Origin of the sequence: Amycolatopsis sp. NPDC058340 (assembly GCF_042723975.1) — a bacterium.
Lineage (GTDB): Bacteria > Actinomycetota > Actinomycetes > Mycobacteriales > Pseudonocardiaceae > Amycolatopsis.
Genome location: NZ_JBHXIB010000007.1, coordinates 41,011 through 58,431 on the forward strand (window position 1 = coordinate 41,011; position 17,421 = coordinate 58,431).

Sequence of the window (17,421 nt, forward strand, 5' to 3'; positions counted from 1 at the left end):
GACCCCACTAGGGTTCTCCGGTGCGCTTTTTCTACGACACCGAATTCATTGAGGACGGCGTGACCATCGATCTGGTGTCGATCGGTGTCGTGGACGAAAGAGGCCGCGAGTTCTACGCGGTCTCGACCGATTTCGATCCCGGCAAGGCCGGCCCCTGGGTCCGCGACAACGTGCTCCCGAAACTCCCGTCGCCCGCCGACCCGGCGTGGCGCAGCCGCGAGAAGATCCGCACGGATCTGCTCGAGTTCTTCGGCAAACCGCCCGGCGGGATCGAACTGTGGGCCTGGTTCGCCGCCTACGACCACGTCGCGCTCGCGCAGCTGTGGGGGCCGATGCCCGCGCTGCCGCGCCAGCTGCCGCGCTTCACGCGTGACCTGCGGCAACGCTGGGAGGACGCGGGCAAGCCGAAGCTGCCGTCGGCCCCGGACGACCAGCACGACGCGCTGGCGGACGCGCGGCACAACTACCAGCGTTGGCAGATCATCGAGTCCTACTGGCACCGGTAAGGAGTCAGGGCGGCGGTGGCGTGGTGGGGCGCGTCTCGTGAGTGGCAAGGACGGTTAGAACCGTCCTTGCCACTCACGAGGCAGGGGGGTCAGCGGCGTGAGTCGACGGCTTCGGCGAGGGTGTCCAGCAGCTCGGCCGTCGTCTCCCACCCGAGGCAAGCGTCCGTGATCGACTGCCCGTAGGTCAGCGAAGCGGCCGAGCCGAGCGTCAGGTCCTGCCGCCCCTCCACCAGGAAACTCTCCAGCATCAGCCCCGCGATGCCCCGCTCACCGGCCCCGATCCGCCCAGCGAGCTCGCGGACGACCGTAGCCTGCCGCACGTGGTCTTTCGCGCTGTTGCCGTGGCTCGCGTCGATGATCACGCGTTCCGGCAGCCCCGACTTCGCCAGCCGCGCCAGCGTGTCGGCCACCGTCGCGGGGTCGTAGTTCGGGCCGGCGGAGCTGCCGCGCAGGATGACGTGGCAGTCCTCGTTGCCCGCGGTGGTGATGAGCGCGGCGAGCCCGTCGGGGTTGATCCCGGCGAAGACGTGGCTCGCGCCGGCCGCGCGGGTGGCGTCGACGGCCACCTGGACGTCGCCCTCGGTCGAGTTCTTGATCCCGACCGGCATCGACAGCGCGCTGCACAGCTGCCGGTGCACCTGGCTCGCCGCGGTCCGCGCGCCGATGGAACCCCAGGTCACGGTGTCGGAGATGAACTGCGGGGTGATCGGGTCGAGGAATTCGCAGCCCACCGGCAGGCCGAGCGCGGAGATGTCGAGCAGCAGTTTGCGCGCCATCCGGAGGCCCTGGTTGACCTCGTAGGTGCCGTCGAGGCCGGGGTCGTTGATCAGGCCCTTCCAGCCCAGCGTCGTCCGCGGCTTCTCGAAGTAGACGCGCATGACGATGTGCAGGTCGCGGCGGTGTTCTTCGGCCTTGGCGGCGAGACGGCGGGCGTAGTCGAGCGCGGCGTCCGCGTCGTGCACCGAGCAGGGCCCGACGACGACGAGGAGCCGGTCGTCCCGGCCGTCGAGGATGTCGACGGCCGAGGCCCGCCCGGCTAGGACGGTATCGGCGATCTCCGCCGTCATCGGATGTTCGTGCCGCAGCATCGCGGGCGACAGCAGCGGGTCGATGGCCGCCGTGCGGTGCCCGTCGAGGGCGATCAGGGTGTCAGCGGAGGGAGACATCGCGGGTCTGGTTCCTTTCGAAAGGGATACCGACCCGCGGGAACTCGCCGAGCCGGTGTGAATTCCGGCTCGGGGTGGAGGTCAGCGCAGGTTCACGCCGCCGTGCCCACCCGGGGCCGGCTTCGTAAACCAGAAATAGCGCTGCACGGGGCCAAGCTAGCACATCCCGGATATGGACCGATTCCCGAGGTGGTCCGCCCTGCACCGATCCAGAGAACTCCCGCTACGCTGGCGGCGGGACATGTGACTGTCATCTCTACGGAACACAAGACGGAGGCTTCTCATGCGTGTCGGTGTGCTGACCGGCGGTGGCGACTGCCCGGGGCTCAACGCGGTGATCCGCGCTGTGGTGCGCAAGGGCATCGAGGTGCACGGCTGGGACATCGTCGGGTTCCGCAACGGCTGGAACGGTCCCCTCACCGGGGACAGCCGCCCGCTCGGCCTGAACGACGTCGAGGACATCCTGACCCGCGGCGGCACGATCCTGCGCTCGTCGCGGACCAACCCGTACAAGGTCGACGGCGGGGTCGACAAGATCAAGGCCGTACTCGCCGAGCAGCAGGTCGACGCGCTGATCGCGATCGGCGGCGAGGACACCCTCGGTGTCGCGAAGCGGCTCACGGACGACGGCGTCGGCGTCGTCGGGGTGCCCAAGACGATCGACAACGACCTCGGCGCCACCGACTACACCTTCGGCTTCGACACGGCCGTCTCGATCGCCACCGAGGCCATCGACCGGTTGCACACCACGGCCGAGTCGCACCACCGCGCCCTGGTCGTCGAGGTCATGGGGCGGCACGCGGGCTGGATCGCGCTGCACTCCGGCCTCGCCGGCGGCGCGAGCGTGATCCTGGTGCCGGAGCGGCACTTCAGCGTCGATCAGGTCGTATCGTGGGTCGAGCGCCGCTTCGAAAAGGAGTACGCGCCGATCATCGTGGTCGCCGAGGGCGCGCTGCCCGAGGGTGGCGAGGAGAAGCTGCTGACCGGTGAGAAGGACGCCTTCGGGCACGTCCGGCTCGGCGGCATCGGCACCTGGCTGGCCGACGAGATCGCCGCCCGTACCGGCAAGGAGTCCCGTGCGGTCGTGCTCGGGCACGTCCAGCGCGGCGGCACCCCGACGGCGTACGACCGCGTGCTCGCCACCCGGTTCGGCCTCAACGCCGTCGACGCCGTGGCCGACGGCGACTTCGGCGTGATGGTGGCGCTGCGCGGCACGGACATCGTCCGCGTCAAGCTCTCCGAGGCGACCGCCGAGCTGAAGACCGTCCCGGTCGAGCGGTACGAAGAGGCCGAGGTCTTCTTCGGCTGAGCCGTGTTTCAGGAGAAGGCCCCTTACTGCGTGCTGACCTCGGGTAAGGGGCCTTCGCTTGTGTTGCGGCCCCGCCATCGCGGCGAGTTGAATCGTCCACCTGGGGGATCTGGGTGGAAGGGCGGCGGTTCTCATGGGATCCAGCAGGCGCGAGTTCCTGAGGTGGCTGGCCGCCGGCGGGACCGGGGTGGCGCTCGGCGGGCTGCTGCCCGGTATGGCCACCGCGGAGACGGGCGCGATCGTCGTCATCACCCAGGTCACGCTCATCGACGGCACGGGTTCGGCCCCTCGGCGTGACGTCTCGGTAGTGCTCGTCGGCGACCGGATCGCCTGGGTCGGCTCCGGTCCGGTCCCGGAAACCACCGGCGCGCGGGTGATCGACGGCCGCGGCAAGTACCTCGTCCCGGGACTGTGGGACATGCACACCCACGGCTCGGACCTCGAGGAAATCGTCCCGCCGCTGCATCTGGTCCACGGCGTCACGGGCGTCCGGGAGATGTGGGGATACGCGGAGAACCGCGCCACGAAGGGCAAGATCGACCGCGGTGAGCTGCTCGGCCCGCGCGTCGTGCTGGCGAGCGGGATCGTCGACGGGCCGGTCACGCTCCTGGGCCCGCCCGTGTTCCAGGTGTCGACGGCGGCCGAAGCGCGGGCCGTCGTCCGCGCGGAGAAGGCCGCGGGCGCGGAGTTCGTCAAGACCTACTCCTACCTCGCACCCGACGTCGTGCGCGCGGTGGCGGACGAAACCCGAGCCCAGGGCCTGCGGTTCTCCGGGCACTGGCCGTACAAGCTGTCCCACCTCGAGGCCAGCGACCTCGGCCAGCACAGCCTTGAGCATTTCTTCGGGGTCTCCATCCACTGCTCGTCCCGGCGCGACGAGATCCTCGCCAGGCTGAAGACGACGCCCTACGACCCCGCGGCGCCTCGGGACTTCTTCAACCTGGCGCGGCGGCTGGAGTTCGAGTCGGTCACCACCTACGACCGCGGTGCGGCGCGGGCGTATTTCGAGCGGCTGCGGTGCAACGGCACTTGGCACTCGCCGACGCTGACGATCAACCGGGTGGTCACGCAGCCCGCCGAAACCCACCAGGCGGACCCGCGGCTGAAATACGTACCCGCCGATGTGCGCGAGAGCTGGGTCATGGGCATCGAACGCTTCGCGCCGAAGACCCCGGCGGACATCGCCCTCCAGGAGCGGTACTACCAGGAGACGCTGCGGCTGGTCGGCGTCGCGCACGAAGCGGGGGTCGGGCTCATCGGCGGCACCGACTGCCTCAATCCGTACACCTTCCCCGGCAGCGGGCTGCACGAGGAACTCGCCTTCCTGGTCGAGGCCGGGCTCTCGCCGGTGCGGGCGCTGAAGACCGTCACGGCCGACGCGGCGAGGTTCCTCGGCAGGGAAGCGACGTCGGGCACGGTCGCGGTGGGGAAGGAGGCGGATCTCGTGCTGCTGGACGCGAACCCGGCCGCCGACATCCGCAACGTCGCGAAGATCGACACGGTGATCACCCGCGGCCGGATCCTCGACAAGCCGGCGCGGCGGCGGATGCTCGACGCCGTCGAGGCCGCCGCGAACCGGCCGGTTCCGCCTGCGAGCGCCCGGACGCGCTCCCTCGCGCGCACCGGTTGCTGTTGCTGAGCTGCTCCGGTCTCGTGAGTGGCAAGGACGGTTCTAACCGTCCTTGCCACTCACGAGACCCAGGCGGATCAGATACGGGCGAGGGTGTCCAGGAGCGCGCCCGCACGGGCGATGTCCTCGGTGAGCGGCCGGTCCTCGACGCTCGGGTCGAGCACGGCCGCAGCGGTCTCGTAGGCGTCGCGCGCGGGCAGGGAGACGAGTTCGGCCTTGCGCATCCGCAGCGCCCGGACGGCCGCGACCAGTTCGCACGCCAGCACCTGCTGGTACGCCGACCCTGCCGCGGTCGCCGCCCGCGCGGCCTGCGTGGAGAAGCTCGCGTGGTCCTCGATCCCGCGTGAGACGACGGCCGTGCCCAGCGTCGCCGGGAGCGCGGCCTGCCGCAGTTCGGTGAGCGCGTCGTGTGCGACGTACTCCAGGATCATCACGCCCGAACTGCCCGACGGCCCGGCCGCCAGGAACGGCCGCAGCCCGGTGAACTCCGGTTCCACCAGATCACCCAGCCGGGCCACCGACAGCTCGGCGACCTGGTGGACGGTCGCGCGCACCTGGTCGAGCGCGGTCGAGACGTACGCGGTGTGGAAATGCGCGTGGTGATAGGCGTCCTGGTGCACCGTCGAGATCATCGGGTTCTCGGTACTGGCGTTGATCTCCACCGCGAGGACGTCGCGCAGGTAGTGGATCGCGTCCAGCGCGGGCCCCTGCACCTGCGGGAAAGCACGGAGCCCGAACGGGTCCTGGATACGCCTGCCCGGTTTGGGCGTGCCCTCCATCCCGAGCAGCCGCCGCATCTCCGCCGCGCACGCGACCTGCCCGGCGTGCGGCCGCGCCTCGTGCACGGGGGTCGCGTACGCCTCCGGGTTCCCGTCGAGCGCGATGTAGGTCAGCGCCGCGACGACGTGACTCGCCCGGGTCAGTGTGTCGAGCCGCATCGCCGCGAGGGTCGCCTCGGCCAGCGTCGCGGCGTTGCTGCTCATGAACGCGAGCGCGTCACCCGCCTGGACCGGCACCGGTGGCACCCCGCCGGTCAGCCACGGCCGTTCGCCGGTGAGGGCGAGCGCGGTCTCCGCGAGCGGCGCGAGGTCGCCGGTGCCGATCGCGCCGAGCCGGTGCACGAGCGGCAGCGCCCCGGTCCGCACCGCGTCGGCCAGCGCCCCGATCAGCACGGGGCTGAGCCCGGCGCGGCCCGCCAGCAGCTGGTTGAGCCGGATGAGCATCATCGCCCTGGTCTGGCCGGGCGACATGACGTCGCCGCTGCCGCCCGCGTGACTGCGCAGCAGCCGCAGCCCGTGATCCGGCGACTCGCCCTCGCCGACCGGGTCCTCCTTGTTGGCGCCGACGCCGGTGGTGCGGCCGTAGACGATCCTGCGGGTGCTCAGTTCTTCGGCGAGCTTCCACGCGCTTTCCGCGCCTCGCAGCGCGGCGATCGAAACGTCGATTCCCAGCGGGCCCTCGGTGCTCGCGGCGGTCACGACGTCCGCGCAGCGCAGGGTCCGGCCGTCCACCCGGATCACGGCGGCCTCCTTTCAAGACCGCCCCACTATGCGCTCTCAGTCCGACGGCGGCTGCCAGGGCGGGCGGTTTCCCCAGTCCCATTTCGGCATGGGCTCGGGAACGGTGACCTCGCGGCCGGGCTGGGAGAACATCACCGCGAGCCTGCTGCCCCATTCGACGTACGCGGCGAACGCGGAGCGGAACTCGGGATCGGCCGGGAGCCCGGCTTCGTCGGCGGCGTCGAAGAGCAGGTTCACCCAGCGCCGGCGCTGCTCCTCGGTGATGGCCCGGCCCAGATGCCGTCCGACCATGTGCCGGTGCCCGCCGTGTTCGCCGCTGTAGGTCTCCGGCCCGCCGAACACCTCGGCCAGCCAGACCGCCACATGCTCGGGGTGGCCGGGATCCATGTGGCGGAAGACCGGCTCCAGCAACGGATCCTTCAGCACGTGGCCGTAGAAGACGGTGGTCAGCCGTCGCAGGGCGTCCAGCCCGCCCGCCCATTCGTACAGTGTCGGCGTCTCTGTCACGTAAGGTCCTCCCAGCGGCGATGATCTCCCGGTCCGGCAAGGCAACCACCCCGGATCGCCGGGGACAACCGCTTACTTTCCGGTGCGTGCCAAGGGGGAGCGGCGATGAAGCGGTACCACTGCGCGGTCGAGCTCGCGGTCGACGTCATCGGCGGCAAATGGAAGCCCGTGATCCTGGCGCACCTGAAGGAGGGCGTGCACCGGTACGGCGAGCTCCGGCGCCGCATGCCGGGCGTCAGCGAGAAGATGCTGACCCAGCACCTGCGGGAACTGGAGGCGGACGGCCTCGTGCTGCGGGAGAGCCGCGAGGGCCGGGTGCCGCACGTCGAGTACCGGCTGAGCGAGGAAGGGGAGCGGTTACGCCCCGCACTGCAGGCGCTTTACGACTGGGGGACGCGGCGCGCGGCCGACCGCGGCATCTCGTTCGAGCCGTTACCTATTCACTGACTGTCGTCGTCGAGGTGCCGTTCGAGCGCGTCGATGCGGTCCTCCCAGAACCGGCGGTACGGCGCGAGCCAGGCGTCGACCTCCGCGAGCGGTTCCGGGCGGAGCCGGTAGCACCGGCGCTGGGCGGCGACGCGGACGGTGACCAGACCGGCCTCGCGTAGGACACGCAGATGCTTCGATACGGCCGGTTGGCTCAGTTCGAGGACCTCGACCAGCTCGTTGACCGACTTTTCGCCGCCGCGCAAGAGGTCGAGGATGGTCCTCCGCCGCGGTTCGGCGAGGATCTCGAAAGTCTGCATCATCCGGGAAATGTGCCCCGCGCGGCATATTTCCGTCAAGGAATGTTCGAAAATGTCCATCCGAAAGTCTTGGTCTGAACCATTGACGGAGTGGTCTAGTCCACTTAGCTTGTGCGTGTCCCGCCGCAGTCCTCTCGTCACCGCTGGTGACCGTGAAGGGAGAACGCATGCCCCGTTCGAAAAGGTTCACCGCGATCTTGGGTGCCGCGGCCGTCGCGCTCGGCGCGCTGGCCGTCGCCGCGCCCGCGCAGCAGGCCTCGGCCGCACCGGAAACGGCGGACGCCTCGGTCGGCAAGGTGCTCGGGTACTTCGCCGAATGGGGCGTCTACCAGCGGAACTACCATGTGAAGAACATCGACACGTCGGGTTCGGCGAGCAAGCTGACGCATATCAACTACTCGTTCGGCAACGTGACCGACGGTGGCTGCGCGATCGGTGACGCCGAAGCGGCGACCAGCAAGTTCTACGACGCGGCGGGCAGTGTGGACGGTGTCGCCGACAGCTGGGACACCGGCGCGCTGCGCGGGAACTTCAACCAGCTGAAGAAGCTCAAGGCCAAGTACCCGGACCTCAAGGTGCTGTGGTCGTTCGGCGGCTGGACCTGGTCCGGCGGATTCGGCGAGGCCGCCAAGAACCCCGCCAAGTTCGCGGAGTCCTGCTACAACCTCGTCAACGACCCGCGCTGGGCCGGTGTCTTCGACGGCATCGACATCGACTGGGAGTACCCGAACGCCTGCGGTCTCTCCTGTGACACCAGCGGACCGGCCGCGATCAAGAACCTCGCGCAGGCCCTGCGGGAGAAGTTCGGCTCGAAGCTGGTCACCGCCGCGATCACCGCGGACGGCACCGACGGCGGCAAGATCGACGCCGCGGACTACGGCGGCGCGGCGCAGTACTTCGACTGGTACAACGTCATGACCTACGACTACTTCGGCGCATGGGCCGCGCAGGGCCCGACGGCCCCGCACTCGCCGCTGACCGGCTACGAGGGCATCCCGACCGCCGGTTTCCACTCCGACGCGGCGATCCAGAAGCTGAAGGGCAAGGGCGTCCCGGCGAACAAGCTGCTGCTGGGCATCGGCTTCTACGGCCGCGGCTGGACCGGCGTCACCCAGGAGGCCCCTGGCGGCACCGCGACCGGCCCGGCGGCGGGCACCGAACCGGGCATCCAGGACTACAAGGTCCTGAAGACCACCTGCCCGGCCACCGGCACCGTCGCGGGCACCGCGTACGCCAAATGCGGCAGCGACTGGTGGAGCTACGACACCCCGGCGACCATCGGCGGCAAGGTCGCCTACGCCAAGGATCAGGGTCTCGGCGGCGCGTTCTTCTGGGAGCTGTCCGGTGACACGGCCGACGGCGAGCTGATCACCGCGCTGGCCAAGTAAGCCCTCTCCGGCAGAAGCGCGTGAAGGCCCCCTTCACGCGCTTCTGTCGGTGGTGAGGATTACGGTCACCGCATGGGTTTCGAGGGTTTCGGCGAGTACGCCATCGACTTCTACGACGGTCTCGAGGCGGACAACTCCAAGTCCTATTGGGACGCGAACCTCGCCACCTACAAGGCCGACGTCCGCGCGCCGATGGAGGCGCTGCTCGCCGAACTCGTCCCGGAGTTCGGCGACGGCTTCGGCGAGGGCAAGGTCTTCCGCCCGTATCGCGACGTCCGGTTCGCCAAGGACAAGACGCCGTACAAGACCCACTGCGGCGCGGTGATCGAGCAGGGCCGCGGCGGCGGCGCGTACTACGTCGAGGTCGGCCCGGCCGGGCTGCGCGTCGGTGGCGGCTGCTTCCACTTCGAGTCCGATCAGCTCGCCCGCTTCCGCAAGGCCGTCGACACGGAACTCCGGGGCGCCGAGCTCGCCAAGATCCTCGCGAAGCTGGAGAAGGCGGGCTGGGAGGTCAAGGGGGACAGGCTCAAGTCGAAGCCGCGCGGCTTCGCCGAGGACCATCCCCGCATCGACCTGCTGAAGTACCGCTCGGTGTACGCCGTCCGTGGCTGGGAGCCGGACGACATCCTGCACGAACGCGGCGCCCTCGACCGGGTGCGGAAGGCGTGGCGGCAGGTCCGCGCGTTCAACGAATGGGCGCGGGACCGCGTCGGCCCGAGCGAGAAGCCGCGCCGATAACCGCCGAACCAGGTTCGGTGGTTCCTCTCTCGCCCAGGTCAACTGACACTTTTCTTGAACTTTCGGTATCGGTACAGACGTAGCCGCGATGAGGGACTACGCTGTGCGAACGTGAGCCGACGCGCGAAGATCGTTTGTACCCTGGGCCCCGCGACCGCTACGCCGGAGAAGATGCGGCAACTCGTCGACGCCGGGATGGACGTCGCGAGGATGAACTTCAGCCACGGGACGCACAGCGACCACAAGCAGGTCTACGACCTCATCCGCACCGCCGCCGCCGAATCGGGCCGCGCGGTGGGCATCCTCGCCGACCTCCAGGGGCCGAAGATCCGTCTCGGCACCTTCGCGGGCGGGCCGGTCGAGTGGCACAACGGCGACATCGTGCGCATCACCGTCGAGGACGTGGCGGGCACGCACGACCGCGTCTCGACCACCTACAAGGGACTCGCCGACGACGCGAAGCCCGGCGACCGTCTCCTCGTGGACGACGGCAAGGTCGGCCTCGTGGTCAAGCAGGTCGAGGGCCCGGACGTCGTCTGCGAGGTCACCGAAGGCGGCCCCGTCAGCAACAACAAGGGCGTCTCCCTGCCGGGGATGGACGTGTCCGTGCCGGCGCTGTCCGAAAAGGACATCGAAGACCTCGAGTTCGCGCTGGAACTCGGCGTGGACTTCATCGCGCTGTCGTTCGTCCGCTCGCCCGCCGACATCGACCTGGTCCACCAGGTGATGGACCGCGTCGGCAAGGGACGCCTCCCGGTGGTCGCGAAGATCGAGAAGCCCGAAGCGGTCTACAACCTCGAAGCCATCGTGCTCGCCTTCGACGCGGTGATGATCGCCCGCGGTGACCTCGGGGTCGAGCTCCCGCTGGAGCAGGTCCCGCTGGTGCAGAAGCGCACCATCCAGATCGCCCGCGAGAACGCGAAGCCCGTCATCGTCGCGACGCAGATGCTCGAGTCGATGATCAACAGCTCCCGCCCGACCCGCGCCGAGGCCTCGGACGTCGCGAACGCGGTGCTCGACGGCGCGGACGCGCTCATGCTCTCGGGCGAGACCAGCGTCGGCCGCTACGCCATCGACGTGGTCAAGACCATGGGCCGGATCATCGAAGCGGTCGAGACCGACTCGCCGGTCGTCCCGCCGCTGTCGCACGTCCCGCGCACCAAGCGCGGCGTCATCTCCTACGCGGCCCGTGACATCGGGGAGCGGCTGAACGCGAAGGCCCTGGTCGCCTTCACCCAGTCCGGTGACACCGTCCGCCGGCTCGCGCGGCTGCACACGCGCCTGCCGCTGCTGGCGTTCACGCCGGAGGAGAGCGTCCGCAGCCAGCTCGCGATGACCTGGGGCACCACGACGCGGATCGTGCCGAAGGTGGGCTCCACCGACCAGATGATCCAGCAGGTCGACCACGCGATGCTCGAAATGGGCAAGTACGCCAAGGGCGACCTGGTGGTCATCGTGGCCGGTTCCCCGCCCGGGACCGTCGGCTCGACCAACCTCATCCGGGTGCACCGGCTCGGCGAAGACGACCACGCCTGACCCGTTTGACGCAAGTCCGTGAAGGCCTCCTTGAGGGACTCTGGGTCCCTCAAGGAGGCCTTCACGGCATCCGAGGTGTCCCGAAGGCGGCGCGACCCCGGGGGGAAGCTCGCTGTTGCCGCGTCCGTGTGGCGAAGGGGCCTTTTCGTCACATGCCATGCGGTGAAGGGCCCCTTCAGCCCGTGGCGGGTGCTGTGAACGGACCTCGGACGCGTGCCCAAGACCGCGACACGCGTGCTTGAAGGCGGAACTCGCCGAGGCCGGGTTCCCTACCGTGTCTTCCGGCTGGAAACACGCGTGATCCGCCTCCGATCACGGGTGATCGGTCTGCCGGTACCGACCGAGGTGTCCCGAAGGTGGCCTTCGCGACAAACGTCCCGCCTCACGGAGGCTCCGGGCACCCGCACGGCCTAAAGTTCAGGACATGACTGAGATGGCCAGGGAAGCCGCGGCCGGTTTCGACAACGCCGGCGGGATGGGCGGACAGCCCGTGCTCGACCGGCTGGTCGCGCTGCTGGACTTGGAGAAGATCGAGGAGAACATCTTCCGCGGCGTCTCGCCTGCCCACTCGCCGGTGCGGGTGTTCGGCGGGCAGGTCGCGGGGCAGGCGCTGGTCGCCGCCGGCCGCACGGTCCCCGAGGAGCGGAAGGTCCACTCGCTGCACGCGTACTTCATCCGCGGCGGCGACCCGAGTGTCCCGATCGTCTACGAGGTCGACCGCATCCGCGACGGCCGCTCGTTCACCACCCGCCGCGTCGTCGGCATCCAGCACGGCAAGGCGATCTTCTCCCTGTCGGCCTCGTTCCAGAAGGACGAGGGCGGTATCGAGCACTCCGAGGCCATGCCGGACGTCCCGGCCCCCGAGTCGCTCCCGACGCTGCAGGAACGGGCCGAGGGCTACTTCATGGGCCATCTCGACCGCCCGCGCCCGATCGATCTGCGGTACGTCAACGATCCGCCGTGGGTGACCAGGAAGTCGGGCGACCGGCCCGCCAGGAACCAGGTCTGGATGCGGGCCGACGGCAAACTCCCGGACGAGCAGCTGCTGCACGTCTGCGTCCTGACCTACGCCTCCGACATGACGCTCCTGGACTCGGTCCTCGCGCGCCACGGCGTCTACTGGGATCTCGACAAGGTGCTCGGCGCGAGCCTCGACCACGCGCTCTGGTTCCACCGCCCGTTCCGGGCCGACGAATGGTTCCTCTACGACAGCGCGTCGCCGACGGCGTCGGGTGCCCGCGGGCTGGCGACCGGCCGGTTCTTCGCCGCGGACGGAACGCATATCGCCACCGTCGTACAGGAAGGTCTTCTCCGGGTCGTGTGACGTTCCGCAGTCGGGATCCAGTCTTGTCCACCCTTTAGAGGGAATGGCGAAACGCATTAACATCTGGAGCCAGAGTATTACCGAATGGGTGCGGGCATAAAAGGGAGGGCCGGAACCGATCGGGGGACGGCTCCGGCCCCGCACCGGGGGTGTATCCGGCTTCGACGGGTATCCTTCCGGAACCCCATCGGTGCAGCTCGCGGCCCCGCGCCCGGGTCGCGAGCGGGTCCGCTGCCGCCGGTGAGGGCGGGCGTACCGCGTTGCACAATGCCCAACCTACAACGGCAATCTGCAATTTGCAGGATGAAAATCGACGCGTGGGTGAAAATGGTCGTGTGACCATCTCACCGAATGTGTCTCGGGCTGGTTAGATGTGCTTCGTGCGGGGTCAGAAGAACACTGTTCTCCTCGCCGTGTCGCGATCGGTGTTGCTCGGACAGCTTGTGGAGGTGCCGTGATGACGAGGGGTCAGGGACCCACCGTGCGCCGCCGGCGGCTGGCGAGCGAGCTGAGGCGGTTGCGCGAGGCGGCCGACCTCACCATCGACGAGGTGAGCGAGAAGCTCGAATGCTCCGCGTCGAAGGTCAGCCGCATCGAGACGGGGCACGTCGGTGTCACCCCGCGCGACGCGCGCGACATGCTGGAGCTGTACGGCATCGCCGGCGACGAGCAGGAAGCCCTCGTCCAGCTGGCCAGGGAAGCCCGTAAACGCGGCTGGTGGCACGCGTACAACGAGGTGTTCACCGGCACTTTCGTCGGTTTGGAGGCGGACGCGAGTTCGCTGCGGGCGTTCCAGGCGCTGCTGGTGCCGGGCCTGCTGCAGACCGAGCGCTACGCCAAGGCCGTGATCAGGGCGATGCGGCCCGACGCCGAGGACGCCGAGATCAGGCGCCGGGTGGCGGCGAGGATGGCGCGGCAGGAGCTGCTGACCGATCCCTCGCCCCCGGAGTACTGGGCCGTCATCGACGAAGCGGTCCTGCACCGCGTGGTCGACGGGCCCGAGGTGATGGCGGAACAGCTGTACCGGATGGTCACGATGGCGGCGAGGGCGAACGTCACCGTCCAGATCGTGCCGTTCGGCGCGGGTGCCCATCCCGGGATGGAGGGTCCGTTCCTCATCATGGGCTTCCCCGAACTGGCCGACACCGACGTGGTCTACGTCGACAGCACCTCCAGCGGGCTCTACCTGGAGGAACCCCCGGACGTCCGGCGATACGCGTTGATGTTCGACCATCTGCGTGCCGCCGCGTTGAAGCCGGACGACTCGGTCGAGGTGATCGCCGAGGCCGCCGGCAGGTTCGCCGAACAGGCGGCCCTCCCGGAGAAGTCCCTGGAAACGAAGTAAGGAGTGGGGAGCATGACGCCCAACGATGACCTTTCCCAGGCCCGGTGGTTCAAGAGCAGCCACAGCGGTGGCGGCAACGACTGTGTCGAGGTCGCCTTCACCGGTTCCGGTGCCGCGCTGAGGGACTCCAAGGACCCTGAGGGAGGTGCCTTCCGCCTCTCGCCGGAGGCTTGGCGCGGGCTGCTCGGTGCGGTGCGCGCGAGTGGCCCCGATCACGGCTAGACACCCTCGAACTCGACCCCTTACGCCCCCCGAGCAGGGAATGGGCCGGCGTAAGGGGTCGAATCACGTCCGGGTGTAGGTGATCACCCGATGCCTCAGGGCACCCCTCAGGACGAATCTCGTCACTACCAACAAGGCAGTGAGTTCCTAAGGGGAAAAGATGAACACGAACGACGCCCTTCTCACCGGTGTACTGGCCGAGGTCGAGTACCGGCGGGAAGAGCTGCAGCGAGCGGGCCGCAGCATGTGGGTCGAGCGGGCCCGCCGCGCGAGCAAGCGGATCCGCGCGAACCGCGCCGAAGTCCAGGTGCCCGCCCAGGAGCGCCGCGAGGCCCGGCACGTGCCCGCCCGCAGCGGCGACATCACCCGGTAGAGGTCGAGTGCGATGAAGCTCTCGGCGAAAACACAGGCGAAGTTGTCGGTCCGGTAGGCAAGAATGCACCTCGTGCCCCGTCTTGGCTCCGGAATCCCGATCGTCGCCCGCACACAGGAGATGCGGCAGCTCCGCGCCGCCTTCGCCCGTGCAGAACGGGCCGAGGCCGGCGCGGTGCTGCTCTCCGGTGACGCCGGTGTCGGCAAGACCCGCCTGCTGACCGCGCTCGGCGAGTACGCCGCGGGCGCGGGCGCCCTGGTGCTCACCGGGCGCTGTATCGACGTCCATGAGGGCGGTCTTCCTTATCTTCCGTTCGCCGAGGCGCTCGCGCCGCTGGCGACGACGTCCGACCCCGCGGTCACCGCCGCGGTCCGGGCCCGGCCGGCGCTGGGCAGGCTGCTCCCGCAGATGCAGCAGGCGGAGGACTACCCCGCCATCGAAGACGGTCAGCTCACCGCGAGCGAACGGGCGTCGACGCAACGCCTCGGTCCCGAACGGGACCTCGGCCAGCTCCAGCTGTTCGACGCGGTACTGGGGGTGCTGACCGTCATCGCGCAGCGCCGGCCCGTGGTGATCCTGCTGGAGGACCTGCACTGGGCCGACGGCTCCACCCGGAACCTGCTGTCCTTCCTGCTGACGAGGCTTCGCACCCAGCGGCTGCTGGTGGTGGCGAGCTATCGCGAGGAGGACGTGCACCGGCGGCATCCGCTCCGGGCGCTGCTGTCCGAGGTGGTGCGGCTGGGCGCGGTCGAACGCGTCGAGGTCAAGCCGTTCGGCGCCGAGGACGCGCGCGCCTTCGTCGAGGCGTTGGCCGACGAGCCGATCGGCCAGGACATGATCGCCGACATCGTCGCCCGGTCCGAGGGAAATCCGTTCTTCGTCGAGGAGCTGCTCGCGTCCGCGAAGGACTGCCGTGAGCTTCCCGCCGGGCTGGCCGAAGTGCTCCTCGCCCGGGTGGAGCAGCTTTCCCAGATCACGCGCCGGGTGCTGCGCGTGGTCTCGGTCGCCAAGGACGCGGTGGCGCACGCCGCGCTCGCCGAGATCTCCGGGCTGGACGAGCTCGAACTCGACGAGGCGCTGCGCGAGGCCGTGCAGCATCACGTACTGGTGATCGAGAACGGTTTCTACACCTTCCGCCACGCGTTGCTGCAGGAAGCGGTGTACGGCGACCTGCTGCCGGGGGAGCGGGTGCGTATGCACGCGGCGTACGCGGCGCGGATCCGGAACCGGACACAGGGCCGGGGCCAGCACGCGCGGCTCGCGCACCACAGCCTGGAGAGCAAGGATTTCGTCACCGCGCTGGCCGCGTTGCTGAGCGCGATGGACGAGGCGGAGAAGCTGGGCGCGCCCGGCTCCGCGCTGCGGCACGTCGAGCAGGCACTGTCCATTTGGGACGCCGTGCCCGCGGCGGACCGGCCGCCGGACGTCGACGAGCTCCGCCTCCTGCACGAGGCGTCGTATTTCGCGAGCACGTCGGGGGAGCCGGAACGCGCGGTCGCCTATTCGCGGTCCGCGACCGAGGCCCTCGGCCCGGACACCGGCAACGAGCGGGCCGCCAAGGTCTGGCGGCGGCACGCGGAGGCGCTGCTTTCGGTGGACGGAACGCTCGACGAGGTCGTCGAGGCGATCGACAAGGCCTGGAAGCTGGTCGAACACACCGAGGCGAGCGCGGCGCGGGCGTGGGTGCTCGCCACCCGCGCCGGGATCCTGCGGCTGATCGACAGGCACGACGAGGCGCTGCAGTGCGCGCTGGCCGCGGTCGCCGACGCCAGGGCCGTCGGCGCGGGCGGGGCGGAGGCGGCGGCGCTGGTCTCGCTCGGCACGCTCGCCGACTCGGCGGGCGACGTCGAGCAGGCGCGGGAGCGGCTGCGCGAGGCCGAGCGGAAGGCCAGGGATTCCGGCGCGCTCAACGGCGAGCTGCGGGCGCTGCATTTCCTCGGGCTGAGCTACGACGACCGGGCCGAGATCCGGTCCGCGCTGAAGTACTACGCCAAGGGCATCCAGCGGGCCAAGGAGACCGGCCTGACGTGGAGCTCGTTCGGCATCGAGCTGCGGACCAAGCATCTGACGCTGCGGTACGTCAGCGGGGACTGGCCGGAGGACGACGACGCGGGCCGCGCGGGGCGCGGGGTGTCCAGTGTCGTCGCCGGACGATTCCTGGGGATCTGGGCGCAGTTCGTCGTCGGACAGGGCCGGTTCGCGGACGCGGACAAGATCCTGCCGAGCCTGCGTCAGCACTGGAGCGCGGATTACTCGATCGCGCTCGCGTCGGGCGACGCCGCGATCCAGCTCGCGTCGTGGCGGGGGGACCACGCGGGCGCGGTGCGGCAGGCGCGGGAACTGATCGACTGGCTCGAAGAGGTCGAACCCGCGGTGCTCGGCGGGATCCGGATCAGCGTGCACGGTCTCACCGCGGCCGTCGCCCAGGCCGCCGAAGCCCGCGTGCGCGGCGATCTGGCGACGGTCGAGGCCGCGGTGGAAGCGGGTGAGAAGCTGCTCGCCCACGGCCGCCACTGCGCCGAACACGGCATCCCGCGTTCGGTGTCGCTGGGCCCGGAGGCGCTGGCGTGGCTCGCCCGGCTGGAGGCGCTCGGCGCGTGCCTGCACGGCGCGGGGGATCCGGCGTTGTGGGCGAAGGCGGTCGAGGCGTTCGGGTACGGCGCGGTGTACGAGCAGGCCATGTGCCGTCTGCAGCACGCGAAGTCCTTGCTGGCCTCGGACGGCGACACCGCGCTCGCCGCGTCGGAGCTGCTGGCCGCGCACGCGGTGGCCGATCGGCTGGGCGCCTGCCCGTTGCGTGAAGCCGTCCGGGAGCTCAGCCACCGGGCGCGCGTCGAGCTTCCCGGAGAGGCCGTGGCGCCGCGGCGTGACGTCGTCGACCCGCTCACCGATCGGGAGCGCGACGTGCTGGAGCGCGTCGCGCTCGGCCGGACCAACCGGCAGGTCGGCGAAGAGCTGTACATCAGCGAGAAGACGGTGAGCGTCCACCTCTCGCGCGTGATGGCGAAACTCGGCGCGAGCCGCCGGGCCGAGGCCGTCGCGATCGCGTACGACCGGGGCCTCCTGGCCGCCCCCTCTTCGTCCTCGTGAGTGGCAAGGACGGTTCTAACC

At 70.0% G+C, this 17,421-nt stretch carries 16 protein-coding genes; 12 read left to right on the plus strand and 4 right to left on the minus strand.

Features of this window, described 5'->3' with window-relative positions; all coding sequences use genetic code 11:
• Positions 1–20: 20 nt before the first annotated feature.
• Positions 21–506, plus strand: coding sequence for a polyadenylate-specific 3'-exoribonuclease AS (locus ACFWIW_RS11565; protein WP_016332795.1), 486 nt, complete (start codon positions 21–23; stop codon positions 504–506).
• 89 nt (positions 507–595) lie between these two features.
• On the opposite strand, the gene ACFWIW_RS11570 is transcribed toward ACFWIW_RS11565, so the two are convergent.
• Positions 596–1,672 (minus strand): 3-deoxy-7-phosphoheptulonate synthase, encoded by a 1,077-nt coding sequence (locus ACFWIW_RS11570; protein WP_378368378.1) that lies wholly within the window; start codon positions 1,670–1,672, stop codon positions 596–598.
• A 283-nt stretch (positions 1,673–1,955) separates the two neighbouring features.
• Here ACFWIW_RS11570 and ACFWIW_RS11575 point away from each other — a divergent pair, with 283 nt between their 5' ends.
• Together ACFWIW_RS11575 and ACFWIW_RS11580 are read left to right on the plus strand one after the other, a co-directional pair.
• Entirely contained in the window at positions 1,956–2,981 is a 1,026-nt protein-coding gene (locus ACFWIW_RS11575; protein WP_034322513.1) for a 6-phosphofructokinase, read from the plus strand.
• A gap of 133 nt (positions 2,982–3,114) precedes the next feature.
• The gene (locus tag ACFWIW_RS11580; RefSeq protein WP_378368379.1) at positions 3,115–4,620 is read left to right on the plus strand and encodes an amidohydrolase family protein; all 1,506 of its coding nucleotides are present in this window, start codon (positions 3,115–3,117) and stop codon (positions 4,618–4,620) included.
• A 68-nt stretch (positions 4,621–4,688) separates the two neighbouring features.
• Here the strand turns inward: ACFWIW_RS11580 and ACFWIW_RS11585 are convergent, their stop codons facing one another.
• Positions 4,689–6,131: an aromatic amino acid ammonia-lyase gene (locus ACFWIW_RS11585; RefSeq protein ID WP_240597925.1), complete on the minus strand. Its 1,443-nt coding sequence runs from the start codon at positions 6,129–6,131 to the stop codon at positions 4,689–4,691.
• Between the two features lie 36 nt (positions 6,132–6,167).
• Entirely contained in the window at positions 6,168–6,638 is a 471-nt protein-coding gene (locus ACFWIW_RS11590) for a group II truncated hemoglobin (protein ID WP_051972594.1), read from the minus strand.
• 105 nt (positions 6,639–6,743) lie between these two features.
• On the opposite strand from ACFWIW_RS11590, the gene ACFWIW_RS11595 reads away from it, so the two are divergent.
• A complete protein-coding gene (locus ACFWIW_RS11595) occupies positions 6,744–7,085 on the plus strand; it encodes a winged helix-turn-helix transcriptional regulator (RefSeq protein ID WP_378368380.1) in 342 nt (113 codons plus the stop codon).
• Here the strand turns inward: ACFWIW_RS11595 and ACFWIW_RS11600 are convergent.
• A complete protein-coding gene (locus ACFWIW_RS11600; protein ID WP_378368381.1) occupies positions 7,079–7,387 on the minus strand; it encodes an ArsR/SmtB family transcription factor in 309 nt (102 codons plus the stop codon). The genes ACFWIW_RS11595 and ACFWIW_RS11600 overlap by 7 nt on opposite strands.
• A 164-nt stretch (positions 7,388–7,551) precedes the next feature.
• Here ACFWIW_RS11600 and ACFWIW_RS11605 point away from each other — a divergent pair, with 164 nt between their 5' ends.
• From ACFWIW_RS11605 to ACFWIW_RS11640, 8 genes are all read left to right on the plus strand, one after another.
• Complete coding sequence (locus ACFWIW_RS11605) at positions 7,552–8,772, plus strand: glycoside hydrolase family 18 protein (RefSeq protein ID WP_378368382.1); 1,221 nt, start codon at positions 7,552–7,554, stop codon at positions 8,770–8,772.
• A gap of 72 nt (positions 8,773–8,844) precedes the next feature.
• Positions 8,845–9,510 carry a DUF2461 domain-containing protein gene (locus ACFWIW_RS11610; RefSeq protein ID WP_378368383.1) on the plus strand — a complete coding sequence of 222 codons (666 nt, stop codon included), beginning with the start codon at positions 8,845–8,847 and terminating at the stop codon, positions 9,508–9,510.
• A 111-nt stretch (positions 9,511–9,621) separates the two neighbouring features.
• On the plus strand, positions 9,622–11,046 hold the full coding sequence (gene pyk, locus ACFWIW_RS11615; protein ID WP_007033718.1) for a pyruvate kinase: 1,425 nt from the start codon (positions 9,622–9,624) through the stop codon (positions 11,044–11,046).
• 424 nt (positions 11,047–11,470) lie between these two features.
• Positions 11,471–12,370 (plus strand): acyl-CoA thioesterase II, encoded by a 900-nt coding sequence (gene tesB / locus ACFWIW_RS11620; protein WP_378368384.1) that lies wholly within the window; start codon positions 11,471–11,473, stop codon positions 12,368–12,370.
• A 457-nt stretch (positions 12,371–12,827) separates the two neighbouring features.
• Positions 12,828–13,715, plus strand: coding sequence for a helix-turn-helix domain-containing protein (locus tag ACFWIW_RS11625; protein ID WP_378368385.1), 888 nt, complete (start codon positions 12,828–12,830; stop codon positions 13,713–13,715).
• Positions 13,716–13,727: 12 nt separating this feature from the next.
• The gene (locus tag ACFWIW_RS11630) at positions 13,728–13,937 is read left to right on the plus strand and encodes a DUF397 domain-containing protein (protein WP_378368386.1); all 210 of its coding nucleotides are present in this window, start codon (positions 13,728–13,730) and stop codon (positions 13,935–13,937) included.
• Positions 13,938–14,097: 160 nt separating this feature from the next.
• Entirely contained in the window at positions 14,098–14,310 is a 213-nt protein-coding gene (locus tag ACFWIW_RS11635; protein WP_378368387.1) for a hypothetical protein, read from the plus strand.
• 63 nt (positions 14,311–14,373) lie between these two features.
• Positions 14,374–17,400 carry an AAA family ATPase gene (locus ACFWIW_RS11640; protein WP_378368388.1) on the plus strand — a complete coding sequence of 1,009 codons (3,027 nt, stop codon included), beginning with the start codon at positions 14,374–14,376 and terminating at the stop codon, positions 17,398–17,400.
• Positions 17,401–17,421: the final 21 nt, after the last annotated feature.